This is a genomic window from Lederbergia galactosidilytica, from assembly GCF_017873565.1.
In the GTDB taxonomy this organism is placed as follows: Bacteria; Bacillota; Bacilli; order Bacillales; family Bacillaceae_C; genus Lederbergia; species Lederbergia galactosidilytica.
Map to the genome: position 1 here is coordinate 96,544 of NZ_JAGGKH010000005.1, position 15,721 is coordinate 112,264.

13 protein-coding genes are annotated in these 15,721 nt (G+C 36.8%); 12 read left to right on the top strand and 1 reads right to left on the bottom strand.

Annotation, left to right across the window (positions count from 1 at the left end; all coding sequences use genetic code 11):
- Positions 1-60: 60 nt before the first annotated feature.
- The 7 genes from mgtE to J2Z23_RS06710 all read left to right on the top strand — a co-directional run bounded on the left by mgtE (position 61) and on the right by J2Z23_RS06710 (position 8,217).
- Positions 61-1,419 (top strand): magnesium transporter, encoded by a 1,359-nt coding sequence (gene mgtE, locus J2Z23_RS06685; RefSeq protein WP_057985638.1) that lies wholly within the window; start codon positions 61-63, stop codon positions 1,417-1,419.
- 466 nt (positions 1,420-1,885) lie between these two features.
- The gene (locus J2Z23_RS06690; protein ID WP_209973532.1) at positions 1,886-3,163 is read left to right on the top strand and encodes an ABC transporter substrate-binding protein; all 1,278 of its coding nucleotides are present in this window, start codon (positions 1,886-1,888) and stop codon (positions 3,161-3,163) included.
- Positions 3,164-3,306: 143 nt separating this feature from the next.
- Positions 3,307-4,179 carry a carbohydrate ABC transporter permease gene (locus J2Z23_RS06695; protein WP_238456048.1) on the top strand — a complete coding sequence of 291 codons (873 nt, stop codon included), beginning with the start codon at positions 3,307-3,309 and terminating at the stop codon, positions 4,177-4,179.
- Between the two features lie 22 nt (positions 4,180-4,201).
- Positions 4,202-4,522 (top strand): ABC transporter permease family protein, encoded by a 321-nt coding sequence (locus J2Z23_RS22240; protein ID WP_238482643.1) that lies wholly within the window; start codon positions 4,202-4,204, stop codon positions 4,520-4,522.
- A 12-nt stretch (positions 4,523-4,534) separates the two neighbouring features.
- Positions 4,535-5,083, top strand: a complete 549-nt coding sequence (locus tag J2Z23_RS22245; protein WP_238482644.1) for a carbohydrate ABC transporter permease — start codon at positions 4,535-4,537, stop codon at positions 5,081-5,083.
- Between the two features lie 39 nt (positions 5,084-5,122).
- Positions 5,123-7,030: a beta-N-acetylhexosaminidase gene (locus J2Z23_RS06705; protein WP_057985643.1), complete on the top strand. Its 1,908-nt coding sequence runs from the start codon at positions 5,123-5,125 to the stop codon at positions 7,028-7,030.
- Between the two features lie 149 nt (positions 7,031-7,179).
- Entirely contained in the window at positions 7,180-8,217 is a 1,038-nt protein-coding gene (locus J2Z23_RS06710) for a lactonase family protein (RefSeq protein WP_057985645.1), read from the top strand.
- Positions 8,218-8,301: 84 nt separating this feature from the next.
- Here J2Z23_RS06710 and J2Z23_RS06715 read toward each other — a convergent pair whose 3' ends face one another.
- On the bottom strand, positions 8,302-9,264 hold the full coding sequence (locus tag J2Z23_RS06715; RefSeq protein ID WP_057985647.1) for a lytic polysaccharide monooxygenase: 963 nt from the start codon (positions 9,262-9,264) through the stop codon (positions 8,302-8,304).
- Positions 9,265-9,836: 572 nt separating this feature from the next.
- Between J2Z23_RS06715 and J2Z23_RS06720 the strand changes: the two genes are divergently transcribed.
- The 5 genes from J2Z23_RS06720 (at position 9,837) to murQ (ending at position 15,386) form a co-directional block, all read left to right on the top strand.
- Entirely contained in the window at positions 9,837-10,700 is an 864-nt protein-coding gene (locus tag J2Z23_RS06720; RefSeq protein WP_082881176.1) for an ABC transporter permease, read from the top strand.
- A gap of 24 nt (positions 10,701-10,724) precedes the next feature.
- Positions 10,725-11,621, top strand: a complete 897-nt coding sequence (locus J2Z23_RS06725; protein ID WP_057985648.1) for a carbohydrate ABC transporter permease — start codon at positions 10,725-10,727, stop codon at positions 11,619-11,621.
- Between the two features lie 69 nt (positions 11,622-11,690).
- Positions 11,691-13,346, top strand: a complete 1,656-nt coding sequence (locus tag J2Z23_RS06730; RefSeq protein ID WP_057985666.1) for an extracellular solute-binding protein — start codon at positions 11,691-11,693, stop codon at positions 13,344-13,346.
- 388 nt (positions 13,347-13,734) lie between these two features.
- A complete protein-coding gene (locus tag J2Z23_RS06735) occupies positions 13,735-14,460 on the top strand; it encodes a GntR family transcriptional regulator (protein WP_057985650.1) in 726 nt (241 codons plus the stop codon).
- Positions 14,461-14,486: 26 nt separating this feature from the next.
- A complete protein-coding gene (gene murQ / locus J2Z23_RS06740) occupies positions 14,487-15,386 on the top strand; it encodes an N-acetylmuramic acid 6-phosphate etherase (RefSeq protein WP_057985652.1) in 900 nt (299 codons plus the stop codon).
- The last annotated feature ends 335 nt before the right edge of the window (positions 15,387-15,721 follow it).

Sequence of the window (15,721 nt, forward strand, 5' to 3'; positions counted from 1 at the left end):
TAGTTTGAGTAATTCAAAAAGGGGATATAGGTGGATAATGAGAAACAGAGGAGGATTCGAATGTTAAATGATAGGGAATGCGAGGATTTAGCACTGAAAGTTGTTGAATGTATGAATGGTGAAAAGTTTGAGGAAGTAAATGATCTCTTAAAAGAGAAGCATCCCTATAATTTAAGTATGATCTTTCAAAGCTTACCAGAAAAATATAGAGCCCCTTTTTTAGAGCATTTAGATGATTCAATGATTGCCAGTATTATAAAGAAACTCAGTACAACGCAACAAATGGAAGCTTTGGGGAAGATTGGGCCAGATAAAGCTAATAAAATTTTAGCACTACTTGATGGGCATATTTTGGCTCACCTGTTGAAAGTATATCCGGATGTCCATCTAAAGGGTTATTTATCGGGACTAGGGAATGAACAAGCTGATTTCATTCAGACAAAATTAGGGTTTCCAGATGGGACCGCAGGCCGGTTAATGAGTAATCAATATATTGCTTTGCAAGATTCTCTCAATGTAGAAGAGGCTATTCTGCAAGTGCGAGAACTAGCCTTTTACTCAGAAAGTTTACATTATATTTATTTACTGAATGAAAATAACCATCTAACAGGAATAATTGCTTATCGGGATTTAGTCATTGCTGCTCAAGGCGAAAAACTGAAAGATATTATGAATAGGCAAATGATTTGTGTATCTGCTCTCACAAAAAGAGCAGAATTGGCTCGATTATTACAAAGATATGACCTTAGTGCTTTACCGGTTCTGGATGAAGAAGGATGCCTCATTGGAATTATTAAGTTTGAGGATATTATTAAAGTACTTATTCATGAAGCAAGTGAGGATTATGGTAAGCTTTCAACAGCTAGTAAAGAAATTGATTTTCAGACTAGGCCTTTAACGGCGACACTCCGACGTTTGCCTTGGTTAGTTGCCCTTTTATTTATCGGTCTTGTATCAGGGAGTATTATCGCTAAGTTTGAAGGGACATTAGAACAGGTTGTAGCTCTTGCCTTTTTTATGCCCCTTATAGCTGGAATGACCGGTAACACTGGAACACAATCATTAGCTGTTGTTGTCAGAGGATTAGCGGAGCAAGAGGTTGGATTGAAAAAGGCGGTCAAGTTACTTTTACGAGAAGCATGGGTTGGAGTAATGATAGGAATTATCTGCGGATTATCTATCGCATTAATCGCTTTTATATGGCAAGGGAATTTGTATCTTGGCATTGTTGTAGGGGGCTCCTTGTTATTAACCTTAATTATTGGGACTTTAGCTGGTACGGTTATTCCGCTAATATTATATAAGTTTGGAATAGATCCGGCCGTTGCCTCTGGGCCGTTAATTACTACGATCAACGATATTTTCTCTCTGTTCGTTTACTTTTCAATAGCTTCTTTCTTTTTGGACAAGTTAGTATAGTTAATCATAATGAAAAAAGGAGTGTATGGTGGAATCGAGTCATATACTCCTTTATCTATGTGAATTTAGGTCTAGACTTTTTTTGAAGTCATGGTAATATAGTCTATAACAACCAGGTCTTTGGTATTAGTGTGGATACTTAAGTTGTTTCATAGAATAATATATTGAAAAGGGTTTTCCACTATACTAGGGGATTAGGGGTAAATATCTTGAAACATGTCAGTCCATTATACAATTAGAGAAACCTGATGTGTAAGTGTACCTTTCAATCCTCGAGTAATTGATAGATTAGAAAGGGCTTCTCCTGCGTATAACTATGTAAGGTTTTTCCCTGAAGATTAGAAAAGTAGTGGACAAAATTAAGATTTAATGAAAAAAGTTCCAAATTACAATTGACCTAGAGACATATTTATTATAATATCTGTATAGACAACTGGTTGTTTGTATAAAAAAGGGAGAATTTTTTATGACAAAGAAAAAGTTTAGGTTGCTAGGTATTATGGTGACGATACTATTGCTATTAACAGCTTGCGGTGGTGGAAAAAACAATAGTGAGACAGCTGGCAGTAGTGATAAAGCAAGCGACAATAAAGCTGTTAAGCTCCGTATTGTCACAACAATGGCTGGTACAGATCCTGCTGGAGAAGTCTTCGAAGCAGTATTAAAAGAGTTCCAAGAAGAAAATCCTCATGTAAAAATAACAAATGAGTCACAGTCAGCTGATGCAGGGACAATACGTACCAAAATTAATACCGATTTTTCATCAGATAATGAGCCAGACATTATGTTCTACTTTAATACGGTAGATGCAGAAGGTCTTATTAAAGAAGGCAAAGTAATTGATTTAGAAAATGCAGAGGGCATTGACCTATCTGGTTATAATTCGATGTTAGAACAACAAAGAAGAGAAGATGGAAAGATTTATGCGGCTCCACAAACAGGATTCTATGAAGCAATTTTTGCTAACAAAAAGCTGTTCGAAGATAATGGTATTGCTCTTCCTACAACTTGGGAGGAATACGAAAAGGCAATTGAAGAGTTCGCGAAAACAGATATTATTCAAATTGCTGCATCTACAGAAGATTCCTACTATGTGGTAGAGCATTATGCTTTAGCTGCCGGTGGTATGGAAAATTATCGTGCTACTTTAGAAGAAAAAAATAGCGCTTGGGCGGAAGGCTTAGATTTAATTGCAGAGCATGCAAAAAAAGGTGCGTTCCCAAAAGATGCAGGCACAATCGACCTTGCGATGGCACAAAATCTGTTTCATCAAGAACAAGCGGCTATGCTATTTGAAGGTTCATGGGCATGGGGAGGAATTCAAGAAGCTGGAATTGCTGATAATGTAACCGTTCTCCCGATGCCGATTAAATCAGATAAAGGTGAAACAGGTGAATTAATAGGTGGTGCATCACAAGGCTGGTTTATCAGTACGAAGGCATATAATGACGATACAAAAAAAGACGCAGTTGTAGATCTATTTAACTACTTAACTTCTGAAGATACGATTCTTCGAATTGCGGCAGCTACAGGTCAAATTCCTGCAAAAGGTCAACTCACAGATGTTGATCCTAATATAGCAGTAGGACATGAGTTAACTAGTGAGGCGCCAGCGGTTGAGTCTCCAATCAACGACCGTATTCTACCGGAAGCTTTCACACATATTCGTACTAGTGTGCCAGAAGTTGTAAGTGGTGCAAAGACAGGGCAGCAGGTTATTGACGAAGCTGCAAAGATGAAGTAATTGATACCTGACAATGTTTAACATGAGTGTGTTATAGCATTTAATTACATCATTGATTCAGTAATATAAAAGGGCTTTTCCCAATACATGTATTGGGAGAAGTCCCATTTCCAAGACTGAAAGCAAAAGAGGGAGTTCCTTAAATGAAACGTATGAAGGGCGACAAGTTATTTATTTTCCTTTTTCTATTTCCGGCCTTTTTTATCACAGCCATTTTTCTATACTATCCATTCTTTGAGAATATTTATCAAAGTTTCTTTAAGACGGATGGCTTTTTCAATTCTACCTTTATCGGGTTAGATAATTATAAGCGTTTAATAACCGATGAAATTGCAAGGGGAGCAACATTAAACTCATTGGAATTAATGCTTTATGTTGCTGTTTTCCAAGTGGGAATTGCTCTTGTATTAGCTGTTATGGTTGATTCCATCAAACATGGAGTTCGCTTTTTCCGTACATCATTTTTCTTTCCAGTTGTAATATCGGGGGCAGCAATAGGGTTGTTATTTACATTGATTTATAATTATCGAAATGGATTATTAAATGAAATACTCGTTAGTCTAGGGTTCGAACGTGTATTATGGCTAACGGAAAGTTCTTCTCTTTATATGGTTGCGATTCCAACAATTTGGAGTTATGTTGGGTTTTATTTTGTTATTTTCCTTACAGCCATCGGCAAGATTCCAGAAGATTTTTATGAAGCAGCTAAATTAGAAGGGATCACAGGCTTTCAAAAGTTAACAAAAATTACAATCCCATTAATTGTAGGCGATATAAAAACCTGCCTTGTTTTGGCGATTACAGGTGCTTTAAAGATTTTTGAATTAGTCTATATCATTACCAGGGGTGGGCCTGCGCGATCTTCGGAGGTATTAGGTACATATATGTATCAAAAGGCTTTTGAGGACAGTAATGTCGGTTATGGTGCTACATTAGCTGTTTTAATGGTAGTGATTGGTGTGTCTCTGGCCTTCATAACGAATAAACTTTTAAAGTCCGAAGAAGTCACATACTAACAGAAGAAGAGCGGTGAGCAATATGAAAATAGAAAGAAATCAACTTACCTACTGGGAAAAGTTTCAAGATCGGTATTTAATAAAATCAAGATTTGGGAAGATTTTTGTCTATCTTATTTTATCTCTTTGGGCGGTCTCCACCATTTTTCCATTGTTATGGGTGATTCTTAATTCATTTAAAGAATCCAAAGATATTATTAGCAATACATTTAGCCTTCCCACAAGTCCAAGTCTACAAAACTATATAAACGCCTTCGATACGATTAATATTGGCAAAAGTTATATTAATAGCTTTATTATTTCGGGTTCTGTCGTCTTTCTAGTCTTATTCTTTGGCGGATAAGCTTCATTTGTAATGGCAAGAATGAATTTTAAGTTAAGATCTGTCCTACAAACATTACTGATTGCTAGTCTATTGATTCCGGCATTTGCGACAATTGTTCCAGTCTATAGAATGATGATTCAATTAGGATTAGTCAATACTCACTTAGGTCTTATTATTCCACAAACAGCGGGGAATCTACCTTTTGCCATTCTCGTGATAAGTGGTTATATGGCCACTATTCCTCGCGAATTGGAAGAAGCATCTGTTATTGATGGATGTAACCGTTGGAAAATGTTTACGAGGGTATTTCTGCCAATATCTTTGCCGGCTTTTGGAACGGTAGCGACTTTTGTGTTTTTATGGTCTTATAACGATCTATTTTCCTCGCTTGTTTTTGTTGAACATGAAAGTGTAAGGCCGATCGTCGTACTCTTATCCCAAGTGAGTTCTCAATATGGAACGGACTATGGCTTAATGACAGCGGCGATTACTATGACTGTTGTTCCTGTTGTGATATTCTATCTGCTTGCACAGAATACATTTGAAAAAGGAGCAACTGCAGGATCTGTCAAGGGATAAACTAGTTTAATCATCAATTTAAAAGGTGGGTGTCATGAGTTGAATATTAAATTAATTGGAGATGTATCCTCAGTTATTTCTGGTCTTAGTCAATTGCAAAAAGAATTAAGATTTACCATTTCAGAGGAAGGAGTTCCCTTAATTATCGAGAAACAGGATCAAGTAAAATTATCGGTCTCTTATGAAGCAGGAGAAGGTAAGATAATGTATCGAGATCAAGTTCACTTCTTTAGAGCGTTTAGCCTTTTTCTAGACAAGCTTAAAAGAAAGCAATCTTCATTTAGAATAGAAGAAGAACCGCAATTTTCAACAATTGGCCCAATGTTTGATTTATCAAGAAATGCTGTGTTAAAGATCGATAGTTTTAAAGATATGATTCGAAAATTAGCAATAATGGGACTCAATTCTGCCATGTTGTATATGGAAGATACGTATGAAATTCAAAATGAACCATATTTTGGGTATATGCGAGGTCGCTATTCACAAGCGGAATTAAAAGAGCTAGATGACTATGCGGATCAATATGGCATTGAACTAATTCCCTGTATTCAAACACTTGCTCATTTAGAAGAATTTCTAAAATGGAGCGCCGTGGCACATTATAAAGACACACGGGGGGCTTTACTTTTAGAAAATGAAGATACCTACTCATTGATTGAAAATATGATAACGTCTGTCACAGCACCATTTAGAAGTAATAGAATACATATCGGAATGGATGAGGCCGAGGAATTAGGCCGGGGAGTCTTTCTAAATAAAAATGGGTATAAGCCATGTTTTGAATTAATGGCTACACATTTAGAACGTGTTCTAGAGATCGTTGAGAAACATGGTCTTGAGGCAATGATGTGGAGTGACATGTTCTTAAAGTTGGCTTCAACATCTGGAGATCAATATAGTGCATCAACGGAGATTCCGGAATATATAATTGAACAGACACCAAAAAATGTACAATTAATGTATTGGCAATATAACGCCACAGATAAAAGTCATTACACAGAGATTTTGAAAAAGCATAAAGCCTTTGGTCGTACTCCGGCATTTGCAGGAGGGATTTGGGTATGGAACACATTTGCCACGAACTATGGTTTATCTCTCCAAGCAACAACAGCTGCCCTATCAGCTTGTAAGGAGGAAGGAGTTAAGGATGTTTATGTTACCCTTTGGGGAGATGATGGATATGAAAATAATCCCTTCAATGCCCTTTTAGGTCTTCAGTTATATGCTGAACATGCTTACTCAGTGGAGGTAAATATGGAGAAGTTCCGTGATAGGGTGAAGTTTTGCACTGGTTTGGAAGAGGACTTTTTCATGCTATTAAATGCTTTAGATACACCACCTGGAGTCGAAGAGAATAATAAAGAACAGACCAATCCGTCTAAATTTCTTCTATGGCAGGATCCTTTATTAGGATTATTTGATAAACATATTGAAGGATATAATGTGCAAAATTACTATGAGAGATTATCATTGGAAATAAAGTCAATTAGGAACCATGGCGAAACATTGGACTATCTTTTTGATGTTCCCGAAAAGCTTTCCACTGTTTTGTCTCTAAAAGCGGATGTGGGGATCAGGATTAAAAAGGCCTACGATGAAAAAGATATCAAGGGGTTAAATAGGCTAGCCGAAGAAGAGTTGCCCGAAATTTCTGCTAGATTGGAAGATTTACGAATGGCCCATCGTAATCAATGGTTCAAAATAAATAAGCCATTTGGCTGGGAAGTAATTGATATTCGTTATGGTGGATTAAAAAATCGTATAGATACTACGGTTGCTAGGATCAATGATTTTGTTGAGGAAAGAATTGAACATATTGAGGAATTGGAACAGGAACGTTTATATTTTGTCCCTGGTGTTGAGGAATCAACAAGTCTTGGCTGGTGTAGCTATTATTATCGCATTGCTTCTCCAAATGTTTTCTTCCATGTACTACCCATTTATTAATAAAAATAACCATGAGGTGAATATCATAATCGAAGGTCGGAAGAGAGAGGGATGTGAGTGAAGCTGTCTAGTTTCATGATTGGACCTTTTTAATGTTGCTCCATCCCTTTGTTTTAGAAAAGAGAATATAGGAAAGGAACCTGTTCTTAATGAAAACAGACCAATATAAAATTTTCATAGGAAGTTATGGGAGTACTGATCAAGAATCAATCCATTGGCTCAACTGGAAAGAGGGGCATTGGGAAGAGCTTGCAGCTGTTTCTGGGGTTGAAAATCCCTCTTTTTTAAGTTTTAATCATTCCCAAAGTCATGTATTTGCTGTCAGTGAAGTTGAGAAGGGTGAACTAATAAGTTATAAACTTGATCATGACGAACGCCGCATGAAAGAGATGAACAGGCAATCTACGAATGGGTGGGCACCTTGCTATGTAGAGAATCTGAAGGATCAATATCTATTTACGGCAAATTACGGTGGAGGAAATATCATTGTTCATCCGGTGGCTCAGGATGGGGAAATAATGCCTTTTTGTGCTGAATTTGACTTTTCCGAGATCGCAAATGAAAAAGGATTAACTTCTCATCCACACACGATTAGACAAATTCCAAGTACAGATCGATATATGGTGGCCGATTTAGGATTAAATTGTTTATTTATTTATGAATTCAATCCAATAGAGGGTAAGCTTGATCTTATAGAGGAGATTGAAGCACCTGAAGGATCTGGTCCTCGCCATATTGCTTTTCACCCTAGTCTGAACAGAGTGTATGTTGTTAATGAACTCAACTCCAGTATTCTAACCTATAGTTATCAAAACAAAGGAGAGAATTTTAAACTGCTTCAGAATATCGCCACAATTCCTAGTGACTGGGAAGGGGCGAATTATTGTGCGGACATACATATAACGCCATCTGGCTCATTCCTATTTGTTTCTAACAGAGGTCATCATTCAATCGCCTCTTACTTTGTGAGCAATAATGGTTTATTAGAAGTACAGGCTTATACGAATTGTAAAGGAGAATGGCCACGTAACTTTGCTATTAGTCCTGACGAAAAATATATATTTGTGGCTAATGAACATACTCATAATATTGTTACTTTTCAGCTGGAGGGGAATGGCAATTTGTTAGAAATAGGAAATCCCTATTCTATTCATAGGCCTGTCTGTATTAAAATCCAAGAAATATAAAAACAGAGAAGATAGTAGCACTAATCGTGAATCGATTGGTCTACTATCTTTTCTTTGCGGCGAATTTATGAGTTTTGAATTATATTAATTAACGATTTTCCAGACACTACTGTCACCAGGGGTTTCCCCTTGGGTCCACCATTGTGCTTCATAAACGATTCCATTGTATTGGACCTGATCCCCGCTAAGGTAAACTTTAGAGGAATCCCATGCATTTATATTAGTATTATCGTTATCATTATTTCCACTTTCTTCACCTTCAACTAACAACCAAACTTGAGATTCACCTGGCTTATCATTTTGCGTCCACCATTTAGCTTCATAGATTGCTCCATTATAGGATACTCGATCCCCTTGTAAATAAACAGAAGATGGGCTCCACACAGGAATATCGTCAATTCCTGGCTCTTCAGGGTCCGGTTCACCCGGCTCTTCAGGCTCTACAAAGCCACCATCGAAATTAGCATCAATTACATTGTAAAAGGCGTTAGCAGTGTCGAAAACTTCCCAGTAAGCAAGGATAACATGGTACCCAGTTCTTTCTGGAACGACACAGTTATGACTTACACTAAATCCAGGACGCTTACCACCATCATCAATGGAACAAAATAGTTCTAGATCAGAACGCTTAAGAGGAGAATTAGGGTCCCAGTCTTCTTTTGTAATATAGTAATCCCATTTGTCAGTTGCATGTGCTGCTGTTAACTTCCAAGTAAAAGTATTGGCTCCACTTGTCATCGGGACTTTTGCCCAGCGGGTTGCAGACTGTTCATCTAATTTCGGGAAAGCTCCTCCGGCACTAGCAATTTTTCCATCTGCTACTCCTGCACTTGGAAAATTACCAGGTCCTTCTAAACTTTGCGGTTCATATACAATAGCTCCACAATCTTTATTTGTTCCTTCTGCACAGAGAAGAGCTCTACTTTTTGGTCCTTCTACGTAACCATGTGCCGAAGCTTTACTTGAAAAGGCCATCATAAATGTCAGCGCTAACAATGCTCCCAAAATAACAAACAACGTTTTAGACGGTAGGACTCTTAGTTCCAAGGCAAACTCTCCTTTAATATGAATTATAATATAAATAGATTAGTCAACTACGAGTCTAGTGGCCTATACCTCCTTTCGTAAAAAAATAAACAACTAATCTATTCACCCTTAAAGTAATCACAAATCTAAACAATAATCAAGATTAATTCTGAATATTTATTTAGTTCTGCCTAATTACCTAGTCTTAAAGGTCTGATATCAGTGGGCGTTTGTTTCCTTTAAGGTATAAAGGGACTAGTTTTCATTTAGGTAACTAGTGCACTTAACGAACGCTGGTAACAGAAAATCCCGTCTATAAATAAAACTTTTTTAAATAGAGGAATGAAGGACAGCTTAAAGAGACTATAGAAATAACGAATTAAGAAATTTTAAAAAGGTATTGAATAATTTCTTAAATCTGGTATAGTCATCTTAACAGCATGACGAGCATACATATACTGTTGAATATATAGAAAGGCAGGGGGGTATTTTTGCAAAAAGTAGAAGCAACTAAAGTGACAAGGACAAACATAGTAGAAAAAAAGAATCAGAATATATTCAAACGGATTCTCAAACAGTGGGATCTGCAATTGATGGTCATTCCTGGTCTTCTACTTATCCTCATTTTCAACTACTTTCCCATGTATGGGGTTTTAATGGCATTCCAGGATTACAATATTTTTAAAGGAATGTCGGGTAGTGAATGGGTTGGCTTTAAACATTTTATTAAGTTTTTTAATGATTCTAGTTTCTTTGAAATTATGAGAAACACAGTGGCTATTAGTGGGTTGAAAATTCTTATTGGTTTTCCAGCGCCCATTATTCTTGCTCTAATGTTAAATGAAATTAGAAACATGCCTTTTAAAAGGACGGTGCAAACGATTACCTATTTGCCGCACTTTTTATCATGGGTAATTGTAGCAGGGTTCGCGATATCGATACTTTCAACTGAAAGTGGGAGTTTAAACATTTTATTAATGAAGCTTGGTTTCATTAATGAACCTATTAATTTTTTATCCATTCCAAAATACTTTTGGGGGATCATTATCTCTACAAACTTATGGAAATCGATTGGCTTTGCTTCGATTGTATACATTGCCGCCATGGCTGGTGTAGATCCTCAACTATATGAGGCAGCAGCTTTAGATGGCGCAAGTCGATTTAAGCAAATGTTTTTAATTACAATTCCATCCATTATGCCCATTATTGTTATATTCCTAATATTGGAAATTGGTAACTTGCTAAATGCTGGTTTTGAGGATCTCTTACTTCTTGGTTCTAATGCAGTATTACGCCCAGTTTCAGATGTTATCGATACATACGTTTATCGGGTTGGAATTAGTAATCAACTTTATTCTTATGCAACGGCCATTGGACTGTTTAAAGCAGTGATTAGTGTTACTTTACTAACAATGGCGAATCAGATTGCAAGAAGAAGTGATAATAGCCTATGGTAATGCGGGGTAAGGGGGGGAGTTAACTTGGTAAAATTAACACTTGGCGACAAGGTTATGGCAACTGTAATTTACACATTTTTAACATTATTAGCTTTCGTGACATTCTATCCTTTCTGGAATTCACTTGTTATCTCTTTTAATAGTGGTCAAGATACGATGTTAGGTGGTCTAACCTTTTGGCCACGTGAATTTACGCTAGCTAACTATGAACTAGTTTTTAAAGATAAAAGATTAATTAATGCATTTATTGTATCCGTTTTACGGACAATTGTTGGGACTTTCCTATCTGTGATGGCTACGGCGGTCTTGGCTTATGGCTTATCAAAGAAAGAATTAATTGGCAGAAAATTTTTTATGATATTTTGTTTAATTACCATGTTCTTTAGTGGCGGTTTAATCCCGACATTTCTATTAGTTCGCTCACTTGGACTTATGGATTCCTTCTGGGTGATGATTATTCCTACTTTGATATCTGTTTGGAATATGATCATTTTTCGTACCTTTTTTCAACAACTACCTGCAGGTTTGGAAGAATCAGCAAAAATTGATGGTTGTGGATATTGGTCAACATTCTTTCGAATTGTATTACCACTTTCCGGCCCAGTAATAGCAACGCTAGCTTTGTTTACAGCTGTATTTCATTGGAATGATTGGTTTTTCCCAACCATTTACATTTCCTCTGAAAATTTAATTCCAATTCAAACACTTTTACAGAAGGTTTTGAAGGCGAATACAGTAAGTCAAGCAATGAGTCAAGTAGATGCTGGAGCAGCGGCACATATGTCTAAATTAAACACAGTAACGGGTAAATCATTATCTATGGCGATTATGATGGTCGCAACACTTCCGATAGTGATGGTTTATCCATTTGTACAAAAATACTTCGTCAAAGGTGTCCTAATTGGCTCCTTGAAGGAGTAATGGGTAATTGGTTTAAGGCGCAAGCTTTAGATAAATATATTGATATATTAAGGGGGATAAAAATTGAGTATGAAGAAAAATTGGGGTTTCTTAGTGGGAGTCCTTTTTATGGTACTGCTTTTTGCTGGGTGTAATTCTGGAACATCAACTGATCCTAAGCCGGAAGAGAACAAGAATGGGGATACGAAACAGCAAGCTGATGACGAAGAAAATGGAGAAATATTTGAACTAGGTAGTGAGCCATTAGACATTACAATGTTTGGTAACTATGATTGGTATACAATGCCACCGTGGGGTGAGGATGTTTCCACAGGACATATAAAGGAAAAGTGGAAGGTCGATGTGCAAGCAATTGATGGTGGAGGAGATGCCGCCCAAAAACTTGGTACAATGATTGCGGATGGCAAGTTACCTGATTTTATATGGACAGATAAAGGTGCAGATGTAGAAAGATTACGACAGGGTGGAGTACTAGTGCCATTGGATGATTATCTAGATAAATATCCAAACTTAAAGAACTGGTTTGGTGAAGAAGGTTTGAATATGCTTCGTTCAGAGGATGGAAAACTGTATCAATTTCCAAATTGGTATAATGCTAAGCCATTCGGAAATGCTGGATACGTTGTAAATAAAGAGATTTATGAAAAACTAGATTCACCAAAATTAGAAACAACAGATGATTTGTATGAGTATTTAAAAAAGGTCAAAGCAGAATTCCCTGATGTTACTCCCTTTGAAACACATGTAGATGGACAAGGTGTTAGTGTACTTTACTCTGCATTCGCTGAAGATCGTTCACCTGGAGATATTCGCCGTCATGCGGTTGCGGAAGGAGACAAACTTACATCTATCTTTGAGAATGAGGAATATAAAGAATCATTACAATATGCGAATAAGCTATTCCGTGAAAAACTTATTACGCAAGATGCTCTGACACAAGATCTTGATTCGGTTGAAGCGAAGGTTATGAATGGGAAAGTGGCTGTTTATGCTGCAGCAAGTCCAACGGATATAGCATCACCTGCTCATTATGAATTGATTAAGAAGAATAAAGATAGTGGATACTTTATGATTTGGCCAATTCATAAAGAAGGTTTAGACAAAGATAAGATTTATCCAGGAGATTTTAGTATGATGGGATGGAATGTAAGCGTAATTACAACAAGTGCTGAAGATCCAGAAAAAGTATTTGCCTTCTTAGATTGGTTAACTGGACCTGAAGGACAGTCCAATTTAATTTTTGGTCCTGAGGGAGAGTATTGGGATGGATTTGACAGTGATGGTTATCCGCAATTCACAGAAAAATATAGTACAGATACAGCTGGGGCAGCAAAGATTGACCAAGATACAGCTAATTTCCAATGGAATGGAAACTCTAATTTTCTTGATACAGCAAAATCAAATTATACCCAAACTTTGCCTTTAGAAGAACGCCGTTGGGATACACATTGGCAATACGAGGTTACCTGGCCAACTCAATTAAACGGTACAGAGTTTGAAAATATTAATCCATTACCGGACACAGAAGAGGGGATGATCTTACAGACCATAAACGATATTGCGGAGGAGCTAAGAGCTCAGGCTCTACATGCTAAGAGTGAAGATGAAGTGGAAACATTGCTTGCTAATGCAGCAGAAAATGCAAACAATGAAGGACATGCTAAGCTTCTCGAGTTTCAAACAAAGAAATGGCAAGAAAATTTAAAGAAAATGGCTGGAAATTAAAGTATAATGAGAAAGGGGGATTTCCATCACGTGCTACGATGGCCCCCTTTTCCTTTTAATAAAGATACAGCTAAACAGAAAAAGGAAATCTTCCTCTTTCTTTAAAGTTCATGTAAAATAAGAATAGATAAAACTATAATTCAGTATATTGTATATGACGATGAAGGATTATAACGGTAAATGGTGAAATATGCTATCTTCATTATTATGTTCTCCCTTAAATATATTTGAATGGAAGATTCCTAATATTCTATTGATTCCTAATGTAATATGGAAAATTAGCATATTATTAATAGATACCTATATAGTTATCTATACATTATATGCTATACTTAAGTAAATAAATTTATTTTACTCACCATGAGATACAAGAGAGGAGAGCATAAAAATGATTGATAAAAATTCACCAATACCCATTTACTACCAATTAAAACAATATATTTTAAAGTTAATTGAAACTGGTGAGCTTCAGCCAGGAGATGCAATTCCTTCTGAACGAGAATTTGGGGAGAGGTTTGGCATAAGTCGAATGACGGTCCGACAAGCAATTACGAACCTGGCAAATGAAAGGGTTCTTTATCGGGTAAAAGGTAAGGGAACGTTTGTAATGGCGCCGAAGTTAGAGCAAAGCTTACAAGGGCTAACTAGTTTTACAGAAGATATGAAAGCTCGCGGTATGAAGGCGAGTAGTAAGCTGTTAAGCTTTGGTATCATTTCGGCTGATGAAAATCTTGCGAAAGAATTGGATATAAAAGAAAATGATGAGGTTTATGAAATAAAACGAATTCGTTTAGCAGAGGAAATTCCAATGGCTTTAGAACGTACCTATATTTCAGCTCATATTGTCCCTACACTTACAGAGGAAATTGTTCAGAATTCCTTATATCAATATATAGAAAATGAGCTACATTTAAGAATTGCATCAGGAATGCAAAAGATTGAAGCTTCTCTTGCTAATGCAGAAGAGTTAAGACATTTACAAATCTCTTCAGACACACCAATCCTATTAATGGAAAGAAAAACACATTTAGAAGATGATACAGTATTTGAAATAGTAAAATCCTCATATCGAGCAGATCGTTATAAGTTTATGACCAATTTAAAGAGATACTAACTTTTTGTCTGGGGGGTAAAAATAGCATGAGTGTAACAGAGTTAGTTAATCCTAATAGTGTGGATATTGATGAAATGAGTTCACTTGAAATTGCTTCTTTAATGATAGAGGAGGATCAAGTTATTTATGGTGCTCTTCAACAGGCATTGGGTGATATAGCTTTTGCGATTGATTTAATGGTTAAGCAATGGGAAGTTGGTGGAAGAATTTTTGTGGCTGGAGCTGGAACAAGCGGAAGAATAGGTGTTTTAGATGCCGCAGAACTTGGGCCGACCTTCTCAATTGATGAAAGCCGTTGGATCGGTCTAATCGCGGGTGGATATGAAGCAATGTGGAAACCCCTAGAAACTCTTGAAGATGATGAAAAAATCATTTGTGAACTACTAGAGCAGCATGATTTTAATGAAAAAGATACGTTTCTTGGTCTAACCGCAAGTGGTTCGACTCCTTTTGTCATCTCTGGTATTCGATATGCAAAAGGCCAAGGAGGAACAACCATTGCAATTAGTTGCAATCCAGATACTTTAGCGAGTGAATTAAGTGATTGTGGTATTGAAGTGATTGTAGGACCTGAGGTGATTAAAGGTTCAACCCGACTAAAGGCAGGAACAGCACAAAAAATGGTTGTGAATATTCTTTCGACTGCCACTATGGTACGGGTAGGAAAAGTATATCAAAACCAAATGGTTGATATGCAATTGTTAAATAAGAAGTTAATAAAACGGGCAGAACATACTTTAATGGAAATTGCCGATCTATCGGAACTTGAAGCAAGCTCACTACTTAAAGCATGTGATTTAGATCTCAAAGTGGCGATTTTCACGGCAATAACAAATGCCGAGACTGCCCATGCACAACATTGTATTAAAGAGAAAAATGGACATTTGAAGCAGGCTATTCAGCATTATTTTAGTACAAATCAATAGATATATAATAGTTTCAACATCTTGGTCTCGCACGGTCTGTTATTTTGGATATTCTTTGGAAGCGGTTATCAATAAATAGCTTACGAGAGCCTTCTGCTAAAAGGTAAAAGTAGAGGGTTTTTCTCAATTAGTTAGGATAGGAAGATAGAGGTAATGGATCTTGATTCGCAGCATACTATTGAGAGATTCGCCAAAAAGTATAGATGGAACAACCTAAGCGTCGCTTTCACAAAGAAGTTCTGAACCTATCAAAGGAAAATTCACCTTTGATAGGTTCAGGGACCTTTACTTGGTAGAGCTCCTGAAGGTGCCGAACATAGCCATATCGCCTTTTT

Bases quoted from the DNA above. Each gene is read 5' to 3' on its own strand.
- J2Z23_RS06730 (WP_057985666.1), top strand. From the start codon at position 11,691: ATGAAGAAAAATTGGGGTTTCTTAGTGGGAGTCCTTTTTATGGTACTG.
- murQ (WP_057985652.1), top strand. From the start codon at position 14,487: ATGAGTGTAACAGAGTTAGTTAATCCTAATAGTGTGGATATTGATGAA.
- J2Z23_RS06735 (WP_057985650.1), top strand. From the start codon at position 13,735: ATGATTGATAAAAATTCACCAATACCCATTTACTACCAATTAAAACAA.
- J2Z23_RS06690 (WP_209973532.1), top strand. From the start codon at position 1,886: ATGACAAAGAAAAAGTTTAGGTTGCTAGGTATTATGGTGACGATACTA.
- mgtE (WP_057985638.1), top strand. From the start codon at position 61: ATGTTAAATGATAGGGAATGCGAGGATTTAGCACTGAAAGTTGTTGAA.
- J2Z23_RS22245 (WP_238482644.1), top strand. From the start codon at position 4,535: ATGGCAAGAATGAATTTTAAGTTAAGATCTGTCCTACAAACATTACTG.
- J2Z23_RS06710 (WP_057985645.1), top strand. From the start codon at position 7,180: ATGAAAACAGACCAATATAAAATTTTCATAGGAAGTTATGGGAGTACT.
- J2Z23_RS06720 (WP_082881176.1), top strand. From the start codon at position 9,837: ATGGTCATTCCTGGTCTTCTACTTATCCTCATTTTCAACTACTTTCCC.
- J2Z23_RS06695 (WP_238456048.1), top strand. From the start codon at position 3,307: ATGAAACGTATGAAGGGCGACAAGTTATTTATTTTCCTTTTTCTATTT.
- J2Z23_RS22240 (WP_238482643.1), top strand. From the start codon at position 4,202: ATGAAAATAGAAAGAAATCAACTTACCTACTGGGAAAAGTTTCAAGAT.